This is a genomic window from Sodalinema sp. (assembly GCF_046483825.1).
Classification (GTDB): domain Bacteria; phylum Cyanobacteriota; class Cyanobacteriia; order Cyanobacteriales; family Geitlerinemataceae; genus Sodalinema.
In genome coordinates this window covers 1-20,040 of the sequence record NZ_JAWOCL010000085.1, presented here as the reverse complement: position 1 = coordinate 20,040, position 20,040 = coordinate 1, and the positions used below count along the sequence as shown (strand labels likewise).

Here is a 20,040-nt window from a genome sequence, read left to right as displayed (position 1 = left end):
GGATAAATCGCCTGGAAATACTCCGGTCGTTCCAAAGCCGCCACATTATAGGCCCACGCCATTCCCCCAGGGGATTGTAACTCCTGAGTGAAGCGATTGAGAACTAACGGGTTACAAGCAACCGTTGCCGGAATCACGATCGGCGTTTCCCCGCTCACCAGACTGCGAAAGTGATCCGGGAGGGGAATCTCTTGCTGAACCCACTGGGTTCGATGAGGTTGACCCGGAATTTGGCTATCGAAGGGGTCAAAGACCCGAATCTGACGTCCCATCCAGCGTAAAATCCCCTCAATCGCGCCAAAGGTTGGGGTGAGAAAGTAGCGGTAGAGGGAGACGGGACGACCGCGATCGTCTTTTCCCCGCGTCACCACCGCCACCACCGACCACTGTTCCCCATAGCCGCTCACTTCCCGTCCCACCATCGCCGGACTGTCGCTACTGGCTCCCTCGGCTAACTTAAAAGCGCCATTGGAAATGGCCTCAGACACAGCGTTGGGAATCGGGTTCAGGGTTGAGTTCATAAAAACCCCAGTAAATCCCCCCGACTCCCAGCCGGATGCGGTGGGTTTCACGTCAATCCCGGTACTAAATTCGTGAATCTCTAGGGGAGACCCCTGAGGGAGAGCATGGTTAGAATGAGGGTTCATAGCGATCTCAGCAGAAAAACAACGGAACAAATAATCTCTCGCTGTCCGGGGAATGGGTTTAATCCCGGTCGAGTTCCCGGTGACGTTCTCCGGTACAAAGCCAGTAAATGGGGGAGACTAATCCAAAGGGTCGCCAGAGTTTCGGCTTTTTAATCACCGATGTGGTTCCATCGCGCGATCGCCGCAAGCGTTTCGAGTTGGGTTCAGGATAGCGTTTCCCCAAAATCCCAAAGGCGGAAGTGGTGAAATAGTCCACCGAGCCATTTCCGCTGCGTGACCAAATCTCCAACTGGGAGGACAGTTGCGGAAAACGAGCCTTGGCCAATTTTTGCGGTTGATGTCGGTTCACCCACAACTCCGACTGTTCACATTTACTCAAGACCAACGCAATCCGTCGCCGCTGGAGGTCAATTTGGGAGCGATCGAGTTCCATCAAGAATTTCTCCATCCCCATCGCATAATCCCGGTCTTTGCGATGAGTGGTTCCATCGACGAGAAACAACAACCCCGTCGCCAAGCAACAGTCCTCTAAATAGTCTTCGAGTCGAGAATCGCCACTTTTATAGAGTAAATCGCTAAAAAACTCTCCCGCATAGTCCTTACAACTGACATTGAGTTGCACCGGCTTTCCCTCTCCCCGCAACCAGGAGAAGCGGTCTTTGAGACTAATACTGAGGGTATAGTCTTTGACCTCATCAATATCTGCATTCAGATCCGTGGGTTCGAGTTCTAACCCTTGTTCCAGGAGATCTCGCGCCTTCTCGACTAATTCTTGACTCTCCTCACCCACCGGGGTCACACTCTCGACGGGACTCTCAGGATTGGCGTTGGGCCAATAGGCTAAGGAGGCGAGATAGGCCGTTTTCCCCGAGGCGCGATCGCCAATAATTCTCAGAGTTGAATCCCCCGCTAACGGTTCACTAGGGGGAGCGTCCGCGTCAGGAGAAGCATTTTTTTTGCGACGAAAAAAGTCCATAATACCAGGGAAAAAACACAAAAATAGAGTAGAAGTGGGGAGTTCCAGACCTAAGATCCATTAAGCCAACAGAGGGGTTCAATTAAGTTATAGGGTTTCCAAATAGGAGGATCTCGCAAAATTGAGGCCCGTCCATCACTTGCAAACGCATCCACCCGATTGGGTCTGGGGTTATATTTCCCTAACACCCCAAAGGTGGACATGGCGAAAAAGCGTAAGTTTTGCGGCGGAAGTCCGTTTTTCAGGGTTTTGAGGGTTTTTTTCAGGTAAACCCCAAATAGGTCAATTTCCGGGTCCAGTCGTCCGGGCCAGATTTCTCCCCGTTCACATTTACTCATGGCCACCGCTAAGCGGTAGTTTTGCAGGCGACCACGTTCGTCTATCATTTCCAAAAAGCGAGCCATGAGTTGACTATAGAAGCGATCGCTACTGCTTTCCCACTCCGTAAATAATAATAACCCACCGGTGACATCCGGCATCAAGCATTCATCGATAAACTCTTCGTGAATTGAATCCTCCTCGTTCGCGTCAATGATTTTCTCGAAAACCTCACCGGGATAATCCCGAACATTTAGTTGAATCGAAGCTTTCGGTTGCCAAAACTTCCGCTTCACTTCGATTACAAACGAGTAGTACGGCAGATCATCTACGGTGTCAATCCCATCTCCTAACCGGGTTGGCTCAACGGATAACCCTTCCTGAATTATATTCTCAGCATTTAGCTTCAACTCTTTTGAGTCTTCATTAACCGGAATAACTTCATAGATTGTTTTGGCATTGTTGTCTTTTTTTAAGTCAGAAAAATGACTCAGTCCCGCCAAGTAAGTTGTTTTACCTGAAGCGCGTGGTCCAATGATGCAGATGTTACCCATGTGTTGTAATCCGTAAATTTAGGAGAGAAACGTTAGACAAACTAGGTATCTTCTTTAAGGAAAGTTCCCAAATAAATCCAAGGAAGTTCTAACAAGTCCCGATTATAAATACTTGTGATAAAACATTTAACCGATACCCCCGAAGCACGCTGATTTAATTGAGCAATATGACTGCGAACCGGACGAAAAAAGCGTTTAAACACGTAGTCATTGCGTTGCATCCAGTTCATGCGGGAGCCTTGCGGTTTGTAGGCGAGGGTCTGAGCTTCTCGCTTGAGATTCACGCCTTGGAGAAGATCCGCTTTATTGAGACACAAGGCAATATGTTTAATGTGAGAACAGTCATGCTTAAAAAATTCCACCCAGCGATCGAACCGTCGCACCCATTGAGTTTGGGTGACAAAATCATCCAAGTTAATCCCTTCCTCGTGGCGAACGATTTCCCGATAGGGTGGAACCACCAGCAAAACACCTTGACAACCTTGAGCCACCTTGACAAACTGATTCCATTGGTCAGAATTGGTTTGTTGCCAACTGGCTCGCCAAATTTCTCCTGGTGTATCAATCCACTCCGTGTAAATGGTTTTACGGCGAGTGGGAACGACGACTTCGATTTCTAGGGAGCGGTCATGGGTTGATTGATCCGATTCAGTAGGTCGAGTTCTCCCCTCCTGGTCATCATACAAGAGAGCTTTCAGTTGGTCATAGTCCGGTGAGAGAACCTTGACAAACTGACTGTTGGGATTCGCGAGTTCCATGGCCAGAGAGGTTTTCCCCGTTTCGCGATCGCCGATATAGATTACACTCATCTCCCCAATTATCCTGACAATAAATCCAGGCTGGAACGGTCAAGGATTAGTGCCGAGTCAAGCCCCCTAACTACATTGCCCTAGATCGTTAGTTTTGAGTATCCGTGAAAGTACGCAACTCAGACCGCTCATTGTCTTCGTCGGGGGATGATAGACGAATCCGGAACACGCTCAATCCAGCCTACAGCAATAGATTGGCTTCATCTGTTAGACGTGATGTTGTTGAACAACGTTTTAATCAACTTCATCAAAACTTTAGTTTTCTCCAAACAAAAGACCTGCACGTTCAAACCCCCATTTAAACCTATCGTTTTTGACAGCCGTGTTTTACGGAGTTCGCAACAAAATGTAACATTGTCAACCAAAATTCAACGGGTCCACATCCACCGCCAAGCGAACCTTCGGCGGACAGACCTCTCGCAACCGCTGTAACTGACCCGGCAACTCCACCCGGTCTTGACTGGGGAACTTCAACAAAATCTGCCAACGATAGCGGTCCGACACCCGCAACACCGCCGCCGGAACCGGTCCAAGCACCTCATAGCCACCGCAACTCGCCGCATCCTCCTGCAACATCTCCCCCATCTGCATCGCCGTGGCTTCGACTAACTCCCCATCCAGACCACTCAATCGCAACAACAGCAACCGGCCATAAGGGGGATAATCCAACGCCTCTCGCTGGTCCAATTCCGCCTCAACAAAGGCCCCATAATCGTATCGCTGAACCGCCTCAATCACAGGATGTTCCGGGGTATAGGTTTGCAGAATCACCCGTCCAGGGTCGTCCCCTCGTCCGGCGCGGCCCGCCACCTGGGTTAAGGTCTGAAACGCTCGTTCCCCGGCCCAATAATCCGAGAGGTTCAACAGTCCATCAGCGGCGACAATTCCCACGAGAGACACTGAGGGCAAATCTAACCCCTTGGTTAACATCTGCGTCCCGACTAATAACTGAGCATCTCCCTGAGAAAAACGAGTTAACAAGGCTCGATGTGCGCCCTTATTTCGCGTCGTATCACTGTCAAAACGAATGGCATTTAAATCAGGGAAATTACGAGCCAGTTCCTGCATCACTCGTTGCGTTCCACTGCCAAAAAACTTGAGATAGGGGGAGCCACATTCAGGACAATTTCGGGGATGTTGCCGGGTGTAACCGCAATAGTGACAGCGTAATAATTGATTTGCCCCTTCATGGGTATGGTGATAGGACAACGAGACATCACAATGGGGACACTCGATGACATAGCCACAACTGCGACAGGAAACAAAGCTACTATGGCCACGGCGATGGATAAATAAAATTCCCTGTTTTCCGGTTTCACTGAGGTCTCTGAGAGCCTGTTGCAAGGCTAGGCTAAAAATGGAGCGATTGCCTCGTTTGAGTTCTCCCCGGAGGTCGATAATTTCAATGGGAGGCATGGGGCGAGATTGGACTCGCTCGGGGAGAGAAAGATAGTGCCGTTGTGGGTGATTTTGGCGGCAGTCTAACCAGGTGGCTAAGGATGGGGTTGCTGAGCCTAAAATTAAGGGGCAATCTTCTAATTCAGCCCGCCATTTCGCCACGGTTCGCCCATGATAGGTGGGGGCGGGACGGTCTTGTTTGAAACTACTATCATGTTCCTCGTCCAGCACAATTAGCCCCAGACGGGGTAGAGGGGAGAAAATGGCGGATCGGGTTCCGATGACCACTTGCGGCTCTCCTGCGAGCATCTGTCGCCAGGTATCGAAACGTTCACCATCGGATAGGGCGCTGTGATAGACGGAGACGCGATCGCCGAAACGGGCGCGGAAGCGATCAGTCAGTTGGGGGGTTAGGCCAATTTCAGGAACGAGAATTAGGACAGATTGTTGTCGGGCTAAAATGGGCGCGATCGCCTGCAAATAGACTTCAGTTTTCCCGGAACCGGTCACCCCATGCAACAACATTTCACAGTAGTTAGACTGTTGCAAAATATGCTGTAACGCCTGAGATTGTGCTGGCGTAAGCTCTTTATCCGTATCAGCCGCGACGCTCACTCCTCTCTCTCGGCGCAACACTTCTCGCCCTTCTACTACGAGACACTCGCAACGTTCCAGATTGCTAATTGTGGCGCGAGTGGTACGCGCAATTTGTAATAAATCCGTTAGCCAGAGTTCTCCTCCATGACGTTGTAGGATAATCAGCACCTCTTTTTGACGTTTGGTGAGTTCCGTATAGACAATTGGAGAAACATCGATAAGAATCACCGCCTGTTTGAGTTTGGGTTGAGCAGGGCGGGGGGTTTCTAGGTAACTTTGGGCGTAATTTCGTTGGACTAAATCCCGAATTCCTCGACTGGCTCCAGGAATTTTTTGCTGTACATAGGTGGCACTATAGTGGTCTGATTTTCCATTTTGCAGGAGATCGAGAACCCGTCGGGCGATAGGAGAAAGGAACTGTTCCGCCCCAGGGGGAATCGCCTCGGGGTTGAGGCGAATCCGGCGTTGCGATCGCTGTAGAAGTCCGGGGGGAAGGGCGACGCGAATCACTTGCATTAGGGGCGTGTAATAGTAGTCTGCCACCTGTTCGAGAAGTTGCCAATAGTGAGGGGGAAAGAAGCCTCGGGTGATGATATCGTCAACGGCTTTGATGCGATCGCGGTCAATCTCTGGGGGGGGTGTGCTACGAAATCCGATGGCGATCGCCCCCACCTGTTGCGAACCAAAGGGAACCGAGAGAATATCCCCCGGTTCCACCTCTAATTGCTCAGGAATGGCGTAGGTAAAGAGTTTTTGAGACCCTGGACAGTCCACGAGAACTTCCACATAGGGGGGTGGCGTGGGGGTTAGATGATAGGGGGCGATCGGTTGAGCAACAATCACAGGCGTTTCAGGATGAGGAGCAGCTTGGCTTTGATCTTAATACCGATCGCCCATTCGCACATCACCCTGGCTGTCAAAGTTGGTCAAAGTTATAGTAAAAGGGGAGTTATCACGCAGGAGACTCAGCCCCATGGTTCAAACTCCAGTTCAAGCCATCACCCTGGAAACCTTCCTCGCTCAACCCGAAACCAAGCCGGCGAGTGAATATATCGAGGGACAAATTATTCAGAAGCCCATGCCACAATGTAAGCATAGTAGTATTCAAGGTGATTTAACCGCTTGTATTAATTCCAGCTTGCGGAAAGCCAAAATTGCCCGAGCCTTCCCAGAACTCCGGGTCACCTTTTCAGGACGCTCAATTGTCCCAGATATTGTCGTCATTACTTGGGATAAAATTCCCCGTGATGAAACCGGTTCAGTCACCAACGGAATTCTCTTTCCTCCCCCTTGGATGATTGAAATTATATCTCCCAAGCAACAGCAAAATATTCTGACTGGGAAGATTTTGCACTGTTTAGATTCTGGCACAGAGTTGGGCTGGATTATTGACCCAGATAGTTTAACTGTTCTCAGTTATCAATCGGGACAGCAGCCCCAGTTTTTTGCTAATCCAACTGAGAGGTTGCCTGTTCCTGAGTTTGCTCAAGACCTTCAGATTACCATTGAAGATTTACGAGATTTTATGATGGATTAAAGGGTCGTCATGAATCTCCCCGAAGAACTCGAACGCTCATTCAATACCGAAATTGCCAATTACGAGGAGGATCAGAAAATGCCCTACATTACTCCCCTAGAGCGTTTTGCACAAGAACAGGGACGAGAAGAGGGAGCCTTACGTCGCAGTCGTGAGGCGGTGTTCGAGATCTTGACGGCTCGATTTACCGCCGTTCCCAATTCCCTGACTGAAGGGGTGAATCAATTGGATGATGTTCAACCTCTAAAAGCACTTCTAGTTCAGGCGGCGACTCTTCCCTCTCTTGAAGCCTTTGAGGAGGCGTTGCAGCAATGGCTCTCAGACTCGGACAGTGGCTAAATTTGCCGATTTGGGGTGATGTCTGGGGCCATAAGATGGTTCATCGGGAGGGGTTAAACTGAATCTCTAGTCAGCCACCTCCCGCGAGAGCCAAGAAATGGCTTCCTTAATCCAAGCTTCCGCATTCTCACGATCGCCAAACTGTAGATCACTCGACACCGCATTCAACGCCGAAACCACTTCCTGAGGAGTATACCCCAACGCCAATAAGGTCATCTCCACATCTTCGAGTAGATTACCCCCCAACCCAGCCGTAGCGACCACCTCTAAATTGGCCTGTTCTCGCCATTGGCTGAGGGTTTCTCGTAATTCCAGGGAAATGCGCTCAGCGGTCTTCTTTCCAACGCCGGGAGTTTGCGAGAGAATCTTATGATTCCCCGAGACGATCGCCTGCACCAAATCCTCTAAGGCTAAGGTACTCAACAAGGCCATGGCTAACTGAGCTCCGACACCACTGGCCCGAATTAACTGACGAAATAGCTCCCGTTCCGGGGCCGTCGCAAAGCCAAACAGTAACACACGGTCATCACGCAGTTGTAAATCGACAAACACCTGGACCTCCTGCTGAGTTCCGGGGAGTTCCCGCGCCAACCGTGGCGTAACCTGTACCTCATAGCCGACACCATTCACCTCTAGCGTCAACACAGGACGCTGAGGAACCGCCATCTGAACACCGACCAACAAACCCTTAAGATAACTAAACATCCTCAACTCTTAAACTCTTAACCGCTTACCTGTCTTGATTCGCCCTGTAACACCGCGCCTATGAACGCCCAACAGCCCTGGTTTTGGCGATCGCATCCCCTGGAATCCCATACAGCATCTCACGTCTTTGCCGCCTTATTCCTCAACGATCCCATCGCCGTCCTTCTCGAAAGTCCCTCAACCTCAGAAACCCCCAATTTAACAGGCTATTCCATCTGTGCCGGTCGTCCTCGGCAACGGGGGGGCATTTCCCAGCATTGGACGCCGGGACTCGGTGAAATTCTACCGTTTTTGCGGCGCACGTTAGCAGCCAATTTAGCAAGCCCAAGCCCAACCCTCCCCCCAGACATTGCCCAACTTCCCTTTACCGGAGGTTGTCTCGGTTGGCTCGGCTATGATCTCGGCTGGGAAATTGAACAACTTCCCCACCACAATCGCGATCGCCTCCCCTTCCCCATCGCCTTCTGGTACGAACCCGAACAGTTCGCCGTCCTCGACCATCACCAGAAGACCCTCTGGTTCGCCGCCAGCAGCCCCCAACAGCTCGATCGCCTCGAACAGACCTGGAGCCAATGGCAGCCCTCTCCTGAGCCGCCTAGCCCCCTCAACACCCCTCCCGAGATTGAGTTTCTCTCCTCACAAGCCGACTACGAAGCCATGGTGCGTCAGGCCAAAGCCTATATCCGGGCCGGGGATATCTTTCAAACCAACCTCTCCCTACGCTTTAGCACCCACCTCAACCGCCATCCCTGGCAGATTTACCGCCGCCTGCAAGAGATTAACCCCTCCCCCTTCGCCAGCTATTGGCAAACTCCTTGGGGACAGGTCGTCAGTTGCTCCCCAGAACGACTGTTACAGCTACGGGAGGGAATCGCCCAAACTCGTCCCATCGCCGGAACCCGGCCCCGAGGCGAAACCCCCGATCGCGATCGCCAACTCGAAGCCGAACTGCTCGATAACCGCAAAGAAAACGCCGAACATATCATGCTGGTTGACCTAGAACGCAACGACCTAGGGCGAGTCTGTGACTGGGGTTCGGTGCAAGTCAACGAACTGCTCGTCGTCGAACGCTATAGCCATGTCATGCACCTAGTGAGTAACGTCATCGGTCAGCTTGCGGCCAACGTTGACCCCATTGATGCGATCGCCGCCGTCTTTCCCGGCGGAACCATTACCGGCTGTCCGAAAGTACGCTGTATGGAAATTATCGAAGAACTCGAACCCGTGCGGCGTAGTTTATTTTACGGCTCTTGTGGTTATCTTGACCAACGGGGCTATCTTGACCTCAATATCTTGATTCGCACCCTTTTGTGTCATCAAGGACAGATTTGGGGTCAAGTCGGTGCCGGTATTGTCGCCGATAGTGATCCTGAGCAAGAATGGAGAGAATCTTTATCCAAAGCCCAAGCGCAACTCAAGGCATTACTGTAGGATCACCATAGGATCACCATGAGCGATCGCAGCAACCCGAGGCTCACTCAAGCAGCCGATCCCCCTCGACTGACCCATCGGCATCTCTCCTCGGTTTTGCTCAAATTTGCCGGTCATCACTCCCTCAGTTCACTGTTAGAAACCGTTGTGACCGAGGTTCAATCTCTCCTAGAGTGCGATCGCGTCATTCTCTATCAATTGACCGGCAACGGGACAGGAACCGTCATTGCCGAAGCGATCTTGCCCCCTTGGAGAGTGAGTCTGCACCATCAGATTTACGATCGCTGCTTTGATCCCCCCAGCTACAGCCACCAGAGTCATGCCATCAACGATGTCAGCCAACAGGGGTTTAGTCCCTGCTATCTGAATCTATTAGCCCATTTCCAAGTTAAAAGTTATCTCTTCAACGTCCTCAAGCCAAACGGAGAGCCTCCTTGGGGCTTTCTGATGGCCCATCAGTGCGATCGCCCCCGCATCTGGACCGACGCCGAAATCGAGCTGCTCGACCAACTCAGCGAGCATATCACCCTAGCCCTCGAACGAGTCTTCACCCAGCAAAGCCTCGTTGAAGAAAACCAACATTACCAAACTCGCCTCGAACAGCAAGAACAACTCCTCACCCAGCAAAGCCAGTCCATTGAATACCTCGAACAAACCCGACAATGGCAACAGCAGATTCTCAAGCAAATCAACGAAGCGGCCATTGTTGTCGATGATCGCGGCCATCTCCTCTACTGGAGTCCCCAAGCCGAAACCCTCTATCAAATTGGAGCCGAGCAAGCCATCGGACAGCCTTTAGAGGCTTGTTGTCAGTTTTTCGGGTCTTCTTCTTTTAACAGCGATCGCTTTCAGCAGCAACTTGTCCATCAGGGACAATGGCAAGGAACCATCGTGACGGGGTCTCATGACGGTCCCAAACGACTGGTTGAGGTGTTCGCTCTTTGGCTGGGGTCTGCGAGTCCTCACGGGACTGGGAAGGGGTCTTGGTTGGCGATTTTGCGCCCGGTCAGCGAGATGCCTCTGCTCGATATGACCATTCACCCTCAAGAGTATCAATTTAGTCGCCTCGTGGAATCGGCGCCTGTGGGGTTGTTTCTGGCCGATCCCATGGGGGCCTGTCGTTATGTCAATCCCCATTGGTGTCAGACCACCGGACTGTCGAGAGAGGACTGTCTCGACTATGGTTGGCTCAGGGCCATTCATCCGGGCGATCGCGATCGCGTCTTTCAAGCCTGGGATCAAGCGGTCAACCAACATCAGCACCTGAGTCTGCAATATCGAATCCTGCGCCGAGATCAACGTCTCTCTTGGATTTCGGGCCAGCTCGTGGCCCTATACGATCCCAACGATAACCTCATGGGCTATCTGGGAACCCTCAACGATATCACTAGCGAAAAACTCGCCCAAGATGCCCTACAAGAGAGCGAAGAAAAATTCCGCCAATTGGCAGAAAACATCCGACAAATCTTTTTTATTCTCTCCCGCGAGGGCGCGATGCTCTATATCTCTCCCACCTACCAAGAGATTTTTGAGCGTCCTTACCAAGACCTGTATGAGAACCCGCGTCTTTGGCTGGCGGCGGTTTATCCCGGCGATCGCCGTCGCATTAGCGAAGCCCTCGATCGCCAAATTCGCCAGGGAGAGGTTTTTGAAGAAACCTATCGTATCCTACGACCGAGTGGCGAAGTTCGTTGGCTTTGCGCCAAAGCTTTTCCGGTTCGGGATCATCAGGGACAATCCTATCGCTTTGTGGGGCTGGCAGAAGATATCAGCGATCGCAAACTGGCCGAAGATGCCCTCAAACGTCAATATCGTAATGTTCTACTCCTGAAAAAACTCACCCAGGAAATTCGCCAGAGTCTCGATTCTGAGCAAATCTTTCAAACCGCCGCCTACCAAATTGGACGCAGCTTTTCCGTCAGTCGCTGTCTGATCTTCTCCTATGAAAGCGATCCCCAACCCCAACTCAGAGCCGTCGCTGAATCCCGTCATCCCACCCTTCCCTCTCTTTTAGGGCTAATCCTACCCATCGGGGAACATCCCTATAGCGCCGTGATTGTCCAACAAGACATCGCTCAAGTCTCCGACGATGTCTCAGAAAATCCACTGCTCCAAAAACATCAAGATTTCCTCGAAGCCAATCAAATTCGCTCGATGTTAGGGATCCGCACCTCCTATCAAGGCCAAGCCAATGGAGAAATTTGCCTCCATCAATGTTCCCAACGCCGCTGGAGTAGTGATGAAGTCAACCTCCTCGAAGCGGTCGCCGCTCAAGTGGGAATCGCCCTCGCTCAAGCGGCGATGCTTCAGCGAGAAACCGCCCAACGGGAAGAACTCAGCGCCAAAAATCTGGCTTTAGCGGCGGCTAAACAGGAGGCTGAGGCCGCGAATCTGGCCAAAAGCCGCTTTTTGGCCATGATGAGCCATGAAATCCGTACCCCTCTCAATGCTGTGATTGGTACGACTGAGTTGCTGTTCGAGAGTCGGCTTGATGCACAACAACAGGAATTTGTCAATACGATTCGTCAAAGTAGTGAAACCCTGCTCTCCTTAATTAACGATATCCTCGATGTCTCAAAAATCGAGTCAGAACACCTTGAACTCGAATCTCGACCCTTTGAGTTGGATCGAGCCTTGCTACAAGCCTTAGATCTCGTGGCGGTGACCGCTCAACAGAAAGGACTCAACCTCTGCTATTCCCTCATGACTCCCCTACCGCAAATTTGGCGGGGTGACGTGGTTCGCCTCAAACAGATTTTGATTAACCTTCTCGGGAATGCTGTTAAATTCACCGAACAAGGGGAAATTCGACTCTCCGTTGAGGTGATGGAGTCTCAGCCTGATGATGAGGGCCAACAAACTCTGCATCTGAGCGTTGAGGATACCGGGATTGGGATTCCCCGCGATCGCTTCGATCGCCTGTTTCAGCCCTTTTCTCAAAGTGATAGCTCCATGACGCGCCGCTATGGGGGGACTGGCTTAGGATTAACGATTAGTCAACGACTCTGTCAACTGATGGAAGGACAAATCACGCTCGAAAGTGAACTCGGTCAGGGGTCAACCTTCCATGTCACCCTAAAATTAGTCCCAGAGTGGGACTCACCCCGTCTTACCCCAGTCACTCGTCTGATCACACCCCGCCATCGTTATCAATCCACCCCATCGGTTCAGGAGTCTCCCTTTGACCCGGTTTTGGCTCAACAGCTGCCTTTACGAATTTTAGTGGCTGAAGATCTGCCCATCAATCAGGTCTTAGTTCAACAGTTATTAACGCGATTTGGCTATCGGGCCAGTCTCGTCAACAATGGACTCGAAGCCGTACAACAGCTCAACCAGGAGAACTTCGATCTGGTCTTTATGGATGTTCAAATGCCCGAGTTAGATGGTTGGGCCGCTACCCGGCAGATTCGGCAGCAGTTGGCTCAGCAAGGACGACCTCAACCCTATATTATTGCTCTGACCGCTCATGCCTTAGCCGGCGATCGCCAACTCTGTTTGGAGGCGGGAATGGATGACTACCTCAGTAAACCGCTACGGGCCACTCAGCTACGTCAAGCCCTAGAACGCTATCAGAGTGGACGTTTGCACCGAGTCTCCCCCACCTCAGAATCCGTGACCTTCTCTCCATCCTTGCTGGTGACTGACCCGTATCCCATTCTCGACATGAACGTCATCGACGAGTTACAACAGATGGCTGGAGAGGTAGACTTTGTCATTGAGATGATTGAGAGCTATCTCAATGACGTTCCCCAGCGTTTACAAAGCTTGCAGATGGCATTAGAGGGGGGGCAGCTTGATATGATCGAGCAAGCTGCCCATGCCCTAGGCTCCCTCAGTGCCAGTTTAGGGGCAGCGGCCCTGACACATCGCTGTCGGACTCTCGAAGATTTGATTCGACAGGGGGATTTCCTCCATGTATCGGCTTCGGAAAAACCCGCCATCATCGAGGATTTTCAGAGGGACTTTGATCGGGTTCAGACGGCTTTAACGACGCTCCTACACCAACTTCACTATGACTAATGTGGAAAGTCCTGCACCGAGAGGAACGGTTCTGATTGCAGACGACGAACGGACGTTAAGGATGTTGATGAAACGAGCTGTCGAGCGAGACGGTTACGATAGCATTGATGTCAGTAATGGCCAAGATTGTCTCGATCGCTGTCAGTTTCAACTCCCGGATCTGATTTTGCTCGATGCGATGATGCCCAAAATGGGTGGATTTGAATGTTGTCAACGGCTTAAACAGCAGTTTGCTGACAATTGTCCTCCCATTTTAATTATTACAACGTTACAGGATTCGGACTCGATTGAACGAGCCTTTGAAATGGGAGCTGAGGACTTCATTACGAAGCCGATTCATTGGGGGGTTTTACGACAGCGTATCCGTCGTCTGATTGAGGCTCACCGCGCCACTCAGGCGTTGCAGCGATCGCTGGCTCGGGAACATCAGTTAAGTCAAAAGCTCAGTTTACAGGTGTTAGAAGAACGTCGGCTGGCCAGCCAGTTGGAGTTAACGAACCGTCAATTGGAGTCTGCTAATTCCAGGCTGGAGGCGTTAGCCAATCTGGATGGATTAACGCAAATTGCTAATCGCCGCGCCTTTGATGAACGCTTACGAGATCAATGGCAACGTAGTTTACGAGATAAAACCTGTTTGTCATTGTTGATTGCAGATATTGATTGTTTTAAGCCGTTTAATGATACTTATGGCCATCAAGCGGGCGATGATTGTCTGCGACGGGTGGCTCGGGTGCTATCTGAAACGATTTGTCGTCCCGAGGATTTGGTGGCCCGCTATGGGGGGGAGGAGTTTGTGGCGATATTACCTGAAACGGCTTCCTCTGGGGCCATGGCGGTGGCCCAACGGAGTTTAGAGTCGGTGCGACGGTTACGGATTCCCCATGAAACCTCTCAATGTAGTGATCGCGTGACGCTGAGTATTGGTGTGGCCAGTGTGGTTCCTGATTCCCAATTGACGGGGGAGGCGTTGTTAAAATGCGCCGATCGCGCCCTGTATTTGGCTAAAACTCAGGGCCGCGATCGTCTTCATGTCGCCAGCGAAACTTGTTTAGACCGTCAACTTCATGATAATCCCAACTAGCTCCAATCAAATGCTTCTAAGTGTTTGAGTCAACATGAAGGTCTGACGACAGGGGTGTTCACCGGTGACTGGGTTCGACCCTGACCCTGATGTTTAAAGTTGGCGACGTTGAAAAATGGCGATCGCCAGGGCCAATAACACCACTGCATAGACAATACCATACAGCCCATCGAGCAGTAACGACCCCACATCCGGTAAGGTTGTCAGGCCATAAACGGCTTCATTTTTGAGATTCAAGCGAGACAAATCCGGCAACACGAGATAGAGAACTGTTGCCACAGTCTGAAAGAGGGAGCTATCTAGGGTATCCCCAAGTTGCAACAAGTCTTGACTAAAATTCCCCATGACGTAAAGCCCCAGAGTAAAAAAGGCCGCCAAAAGAGAACTGGTAAACGCCGCAAAAAGTAAGGCCGCCGCCGTCAAAATTGCCAGTTTCAGCGCCAGAAACAGCAATGACAATAGCAAACTACCCAGAGCCATCGAAATGCCCCCTAAGGCAGCAACACCGATGGCTAAGAGGGTCATAACCACCAGGGCGGCCAGCAGTACGCCCCACAGTCCCAGAAACTTACCGAAAAGCAGTTCAGCACGACTAATCGGTTTCGAGATCAAAACTAATAAGGTCCGTTGTTGAATTTCCTTCTCCAGCGAACGGGTACTGACAAAAGCCGCCACAAAGAGAGTCAGGATTTCCATACTCGCCAAGGCTAGGTCCAGAAAAATCTTAGGATGCGCTCCAGCCGAGAGAGGCGGCAAAATGCGTAGGCTAACGATGAGAACCAAGGCATAGACACCGATCAGATAAAGAATGCGCTCTCGTAAAACTTCCCGAAAGGCATTACTCGCCGTGACGAAAACTCGTTTCCACGGTGCATTTTTAGGGTGATGTTGCGTGAGAGAATCGAGCATAATCCAAGCCAATTTTCAGGATGACTAACTATTTTAAGATGACCCTGGAGTTGAGGGAATAGAGATGGGGTTGAAAATTGCCTGATTGTCAGTATCACAGGCGATCGCGCTCCGGTCAGAGGGATCGCCATTCCCGTGACCACCCTCTGGGGAGACAGGATAGAGATGACAGCGCAGACTCAGGTGTTCTCGTCGCTCCTCAAACCAGGGATGAGACCAAGAGAGGCGAATGGTTAGATAATACCCCTGTTGGTCATCACGAGTCAGACGGGCCTGGGGATATTGCACCAAACCGGCCACGGTATCTGTCGCCCCGATATTCAGGGTACGCCAAAAGTTCTCGGGATTTTGACGCAGGTCAAGTAACTTGCGTTCTGTCTCGGGCCAGGAGGGATGGTCGAAATGATCCTTTAATTGCTTTTGCAGGGTCTGCAACCGATCATAGCCTCGCAACTGAAAGGGGGTTCCGGTCCGCAAGACGAATTGACTTTGAGAGAGATCGGTTCGGGCGACGTTGGGATAGGTGTCTATCCAGTCTTGCAGGACAAAGGTCAGTTGTAACCAACAGCTACAGAGGAGTGCAATGAGCAATTGCAACATGATCACGGGCCGCTGTTGGACTGGGGGAACACTAAGACGATTTTTGGCGTTACGACAGGCCGGCAACGTGGCGATCAGGGTGGTTAAAATCGGGTAAAACAAAAATACCCATTGGGACAGTTCTCCTTCAGGGTTGGTGAGAAAGAGGCAACAAAAGACGGCCGCAATTAAACCCGGAGTTAGGGAGAATGAGCCAAGTTTCCAAGGATGGAGACTTTGCCACCAAATAAAGCCGACGAGAAAAAAGACCCATCCTAACCGGGTTAAGGGAAAACTCTGAAATTCTACGTCTGGCTCGGACAACATTACCAGTAAGGAGAAAAACCAGGTGATAAAACTGGCGAGGATCAGGGTTTGCCAGGAGCGGATTTGGGGGGGGGTCAGTTGCGATCGCAGCCAGTTCCAGTTTTCCATGGTTCTCCTGTTACCTCTTACCGGAAGAGGGCGACCCTAAAGGTAGGCCCCTAGGTTGTTTCTTCCCCCTCCAGACAAAGTCGATTCAGGTCACGGGCGAATTGGTCAATCTGCCGGGCCGCTTCCTGGGCGGCGGCTCCGGCTTCTTTAACCTGAGACTGGGCCTGTTGCACCTGTTGTAAGCCGGTTTCAGTTTTGGGGGCTTGCTCGGCGGCCTCTAAGGCGCGGACAATGCTCTGGTAGCCTTGACTGAGATCACGATATCCCTGGACAAATTGTTGCTGAGCGCGACGTAGAGGGGGACGATCGATGTCGAGTTGTTGCAGGGAGTTGGCGATGGTGTCGAGTTGTTGGGCCAAACCATTGAGGGCGATCGCGTCGCTTCCCTGAAAGGCGAGGGTTTGGGCGTAGCCTTGGTTGACGCGATCGACAAGCTGTTGACATTGATAACGGGTTCGCTGGTTGTCTTGAACGGCGGCGATCGCCCAACTGCCTCCTAAACCGACTATCAACGCTAGAGTCATCGCCAGAATCTGAGAACGGTTCACGGAGATGCCTCGGTCATGGGCGTTCATGGCTTAATCGGATGATTTTTTCAGAAGTGACCCTGAATTTCAGTAACATTTTATACCAGGTTTGCCATTCTCCCAGGGTTATCCATATAATTGGAGTAGAGACCTGTACACCAAACCATTACAACGCACTGTTTATCATGAACAAAATTACTCGTCAAGCCATCAATGAAGCCAATCGTAATCGCCTCGCAACCCTCAGAGAGTCCTTGGAACGCCGGATGAGCGTTGCTCGGGCCAAGGGGGATGATCAGCTCTTACGGCAACTCGAAGCGGAAGCCAGCTATCTGCGCTAGTATGGAGCGCGATCAACTAAGGCCCCATCGAGATGGTCTAGAAATTCTCATCCAACTCTTCACATAAGTCTTGTAAGGTTTGATGCTGTCGCCGCCGGGATTGGCGGCGATATTTTTTTGAGGCCAATTTCGGTTCAGAGCGACGTTCTCCACCGGCTTGAGCTTTCGTTTTAAAGCTCGATTCCTCTTCTCCACTATGATGTTGTGCCGTATCCTGGGCGATCGCCTCGTCGAGAAAGGTCCGATAATGCTCATAACGCTCCCAATCGCCGCGTATTTGACAACCGGGTTCGTCTCGATGACGACAATCACTAAATTGACAGTTCTCCCCCTGGCGTCGTTGGCGAATCTCGGGGAAACAGTCGGCGAGTTGCTGAGCCGTTGTGGTGAGTTGCGGCTGATTAAATCCGGGGGTATCGGCCAGCAATCCCCCCTGTTCTAACTCAAACAACTCCACATGGCGGGTGGTATGTCGGCCTCGCCCCAATTTCCCCGAGACATTGGCGACTCGGAGATTAGCCTGGGGAATCAGACGATTGATGGTGCTGGATTTGCCCACGCCTGATGGCCCCGCCAGAATGGTAATTCCCTGGCCAATCCGTTGTTTGAGGGCATCCATCCCTTGGCCGGTTTTGACACTCATCAACAGGGGATCATAACCCCAACCTTGTAGCCGCGATCGCCAAGCGTGCTGTTGAGCCTCGCTGACTAAATCTCGTTTATTCAAACAGAGTTCCACCGCCAATTCGGTGGACTCCGCTTTAACGAGAAACCGACTTAACTGCCACGGTTCGAGGCTTGGTTCCTCTAGGGTAAACACCAACAAAATTCGGTCAGCATTGGCCACTGGGGGACGATCTAGCTCGGTCTGACGGGGTAACACTTCGGCGATCGCGCCCCGGTTTCCTTCCCAGTCGGGTTCTTCAACCACCACGCGATCGCCCACCATTACCTGTTGGCCGACTTTTTTCAAGCGCGTGCGACGGGTACAGAGCAAACTCGGGGTTGGTGGGGTGGGTTCGGGATCCAATTGCACCTGATAGAAGTTAGCCTGCACCGCCAACACGGTTCCTCGGGGATAGGGTAAGGAGTCCCGAGAGGGGCGATCGTCGATGATGTTACTCATGATTGCGGACAACGAACCTGCAAGGCAAAATAGCCTTGACAGTCTTGGATCGCGTCGATCTCATATCCAGCCATCGTCAAGCTATCGGGAACCTGCTCAATCGGCTCACCGGCATCGAGCAACACCTCCAACACTTGGCCCGGCTGCATCCGCTGTAACTGCAACTTCGTGCGCACAAAATTCAGCGGACAGGGTGTTCCCCGCAAATCCAGTTCAACATCAACGGACTGAGGCTCAGATGAGGCCGCGTTAGGAGCGGCTTCAGACGAATGTCTCGATTGACTCACTTAAACAGTCCTCCTAAAAAACCTTCTACACCGCCTTTTCCGGCTCGTTCGCCGCGAATTTTAGCCAGTTTTTCTAACAACTCCCGTTCCTCAGCATTGACCTTGGTGGGAATGTCGATATGAACCGTCAAGAGATGATCGCCACGGCTGACGGGATTGCCCAAACGAGGCACACCGCGCTCTTCTAGGGTAATCACCCGTCCCGGTTGGGTTCCTGCCGGAATAGTCACTTCGACTTCTCCATCGACGGTATTCACCGGAATCTTGCAGCCGAGGATGGCTTGTAAATAACTGACTTTGATTTCTGAGAGGATGTTAATTCCATCTCGTTGGAACTCACTGTCATCGTTGACAAAGAGATAGACATATAAGTCTCCGGGGGGGCCATTGCGTTTGCCAGCATCTCCTTCCGACTGCACCCGTAGGCGAGTGCCGTTATCGACTCCGGCGGGGATGGTAATCTTGAGCTTTTTCGCGACTTGTAATTGTCCCTTGCCCGAACAGGTGGCACATTGGTCTTCAATGACCTGTCCGGTGCCGTTACAGGTGGGACAGACGGAAACTTGTGTAAAGCTACCAAAGGGGGTCCGGGTGGCGCGACGCACCTGTCCTGAGCCGCTACAGGTGCCACAGGTTTTGGGACGAGTTCCCGGTTTGGCTCCGGTTCCGCTACAGGTGCCACAGGTTTCGAGATGGCTGATGCGGATTTCTTTCTCGCCACCAAACACGGCTTCGCGGAAATCGAGTTTTAGATCCAACCGTAAATCATCGCCACGGGTGGGGCCACTGCGGCGGCGGGTTTGGCCGGTATTGCTAAAGCCGCCAAAAAAGGTTTCAAAGATATCGGCAAATCCACCGGGGATATCGGAGAAGTCCGAGAAGCCGGCCCCTGGAACGCCCGAACCCACTCCGGCTTCACCGAAGCGATCGTAACGGGCTCGTTTTTCGGGATCGGATAGCACCTCGTAGGCGCGGTTAATTTCTTTGAATTTCTCTTCGGCCCCCTCTTCTTTGTTGACGTCGGGGTGATATTTACGGGCCAGCCGTCGGAAGGCTCGCTTAATTTCGTCTTTGTCGGCGGTGCGAGAAACACTTAGAAGTTCGTAGTAGTCGGCAGCCATAACGCGCTCGTTGCTAGGAGTTGGACAGGAGAGAACAGAACGTCTCTCGTCTTGGGGACCGATGTCTGTGATGGTCGGCTGACGAGAGAGGAGAAGGATGGGTTAGAAAAAGGGATTATCGGGGTCCCCATCGTCCACTGGTTCGGCCGGGGACGAGGAGATATCGAAGGGATTATCGCCCTTTTTCGGGGTCGGCTGGGGAGCCGGGGAGTTGCTTGGCTCCGCTGCTGGGCTGGGAGCATTTTCCCGAGGGGCCGCTTTGCTGGGGGTCTGCTTTTGGGGACTTGAGGTTGGGCGGGAGCG

At 51.8% G+C, this 20,040-nt stretch carries 17 protein-coding genes and 2 pseudogenes; 6 read left to right on the top strand and 13 right to left on the bottom strand.

Annotation, left to right across the window (positions count from 1 at the left end):
* The 5 genes and pseudogenes from R6U67_RS05780 to priA form a co-directional block, all read right to left on the bottom strand.
* Positions 1-647 (bottom strand): annotated as a pseudogene (locus R6U67_RS05780) (hypothetical protein); the annotation flags it as partial.
* Between the two features lie 58 nt (positions 648-705).
* Positions 706-1,623 carry a hypothetical protein gene (locus R6U67_RS05775; protein ID WP_410251660.1) on the bottom strand — a complete coding sequence of 306 codons (918 nt, stop codon included), beginning with the start codon at positions 1,621-1,623 and terminating at the stop codon, positions 706-708.
* Positions 1,624-1,673: 50 nt separating this feature from the next.
* A complete protein-coding gene (locus R6U67_RS05770; protein WP_170190458.1) occupies positions 1,674-2,495 on the bottom strand; it encodes a hypothetical protein in 822 nt (273 codons plus the stop codon).
* Positions 2,496-2,536: 41 nt separating this feature from the next.
* Positions 2,537-3,304, bottom strand: coding sequence for a hypothetical protein (locus tag R6U67_RS05765; protein WP_170190457.1), 768 nt, complete (start codon positions 3,302-3,304; stop codon positions 2,537-2,539).
* 357 nt (positions 3,305-3,661) lie between these two features.
* Positions 3,662-6,142: a primosomal protein N' gene (gene priA, locus R6U67_RS05760; protein ID WP_410251659.1), complete on the bottom strand. Its 2,481-nt coding sequence runs from the start codon at positions 6,140-6,142 to the stop codon at positions 3,662-3,664.
* A 130-nt stretch (positions 6,143-6,272) separates the two neighbouring features.
* On the opposite strand from priA, the gene R6U67_RS05755 reads away from it, so the two are divergent.
* Positions 6,273-6,836, top strand: coding sequence for a Uma2 family endonuclease (locus R6U67_RS05755; protein WP_410251658.1), 564 nt, complete (start codon positions 6,273-6,275; stop codon positions 6,834-6,836).
* Positions 6,837-6,845: 9 nt separating this feature from the next.
* The gene (locus R6U67_RS05750; protein ID WP_410251657.1) at positions 6,846-7,175 is read left to right on the top strand and encodes a hypothetical protein; all 330 of its coding nucleotides are present in this window, start codon (positions 6,846-6,848) and stop codon (positions 7,173-7,175) included.
* Between the two features lie 66 nt (positions 7,176-7,241).
* Here the strand turns inward: R6U67_RS05750 and ruvA are convergent, their stop codons facing one another.
* Positions 7,242-7,880, bottom strand: coding sequence for a Holliday junction branch migration protein RuvA (gene ruvA / locus R6U67_RS05745; protein WP_410251656.1), 639 nt, complete (start codon positions 7,878-7,880; stop codon positions 7,242-7,244).
* Positions 7,881-7,940: 60 nt separating this feature from the next.
* Between ruvA and R6U67_RS05740 the strand changes: the two genes are divergently transcribed.
* From R6U67_RS05740 to R6U67_RS05730, 3 genes are read left to right on the top strand one after another with little or no spacing between them, the layout of a single operon-like run.
* Positions 7,941-9,311, top strand: a complete 1,371-nt coding sequence (locus R6U67_RS05740) for an anthranilate synthase component I (protein ID WP_410251655.1) — start codon at positions 7,941-7,943, stop codon at positions 9,309-9,311.
* A gap of 18 nt (positions 9,312-9,329) precedes the next feature.
* On the top strand, positions 9,330-13,331 hold the full coding sequence (locus tag R6U67_RS05735; RefSeq protein ID WP_410251653.1) for a PAS domain S-box protein: 4,002 nt from the start codon (positions 9,330-9,332) through the stop codon (positions 13,329-13,331).
* On the top strand, positions 13,324-14,412 hold the full coding sequence (locus tag R6U67_RS05730) for a diguanylate cyclase (RefSeq protein ID WP_410251652.1): 1,089 nt from the start codon (positions 13,324-13,326) through the stop codon (positions 14,410-14,412). Before R6U67_RS05735 ends, R6U67_RS05730 begins: the two co-directional genes overlap by 8 nt.
* Positions 14,413-14,505: 93 nt before the next feature.
* Here the strand turns inward: R6U67_RS05730 and R6U67_RS05725 are convergent, their stop codons facing one another.
* Genes R6U67_RS05725 through R6U67_RS05715 form a run of 3 tightly spaced genes read right to left on the bottom strand, consistent with a single transcriptional unit; the run spans position 14,506 to position 16,910 of the window.
* On the bottom strand, positions 14,506-15,321 hold the full coding sequence (locus R6U67_RS05725; RefSeq protein ID WP_410251651.1) for an ABC transporter permease subunit: 816 nt from the start codon (positions 15,319-15,321) through the stop codon (positions 14,506-14,508).
* 33 nt (positions 15,322-15,354) lie between these two features.
* On the bottom strand, positions 15,355-16,335 hold the full coding sequence (locus R6U67_RS05720; protein WP_410251650.1) for a DUF5357 family protein: 981 nt from the start codon (positions 16,333-16,335) through the stop codon (positions 15,355-15,357).
* A gap of 50 nt (positions 16,336-16,385) precedes the next feature.
* Positions 16,386-16,910 (bottom strand): hypothetical protein, encoded by a 525-nt coding sequence (locus R6U67_RS05715; protein WP_410251649.1) that lies wholly within the window; start codon positions 16,908-16,910, stop codon positions 16,386-16,388.
* 137 nt (positions 16,911-17,047) lie between these two features.
* Here R6U67_RS05715 and R6U67_RS05710 point away from each other — a divergent pair, with 137 nt between their 5' ends.
* A complete protein-coding gene (locus R6U67_RS05710; protein ID WP_410251648.1) occupies positions 17,048-17,203 on the top strand; it encodes a hypothetical protein in 156 nt (51 codons plus the stop codon).
* Between the two features lie 37 nt (positions 17,204-17,240).
* On the opposite strand, the gene rsgA is transcribed toward R6U67_RS05710, so the two are convergent.
* The 4 genes and pseudogenes from rsgA to R6U67_RS05690 all read right to left on the bottom strand — a co-directional run.
* On the bottom strand, positions 17,241-18,329 hold the full coding sequence (gene rsgA, locus R6U67_RS05705; RefSeq protein WP_410251647.1) for a small ribosomal subunit biogenesis GTPase RsgA: 1,089 nt from the start codon (positions 18,327-18,329) through the stop codon (positions 17,241-17,243).
* Positions 18,326-18,616, bottom strand: a complete 291-nt coding sequence (locus R6U67_RS05700) for a sulfurtransferase TusA family protein (RefSeq protein ID WP_410251646.1) — start codon at positions 18,614-18,616, stop codon at positions 18,326-18,328. The genes rsgA and R6U67_RS05700 overlap by 4 nt, the downstream gene beginning before the upstream one ends.
* Complete coding sequence (gene dnaJ, locus R6U67_RS05695; RefSeq protein WP_087705664.1) at positions 18,613-19,737, bottom strand: molecular chaperone DnaJ; 1,125 nt, start codon at positions 19,735-19,737, stop codon at positions 18,613-18,615. Before dnaJ ends, R6U67_RS05700 begins: the two co-directional genes overlap by 4 nt.
* A 102-nt stretch (positions 19,738-19,839) precedes the next feature.
* A pseudogene (locus R6U67_RS05690) lies at positions 19,840-20,040 on the bottom strand (hypothetical protein); the annotation flags it as partial.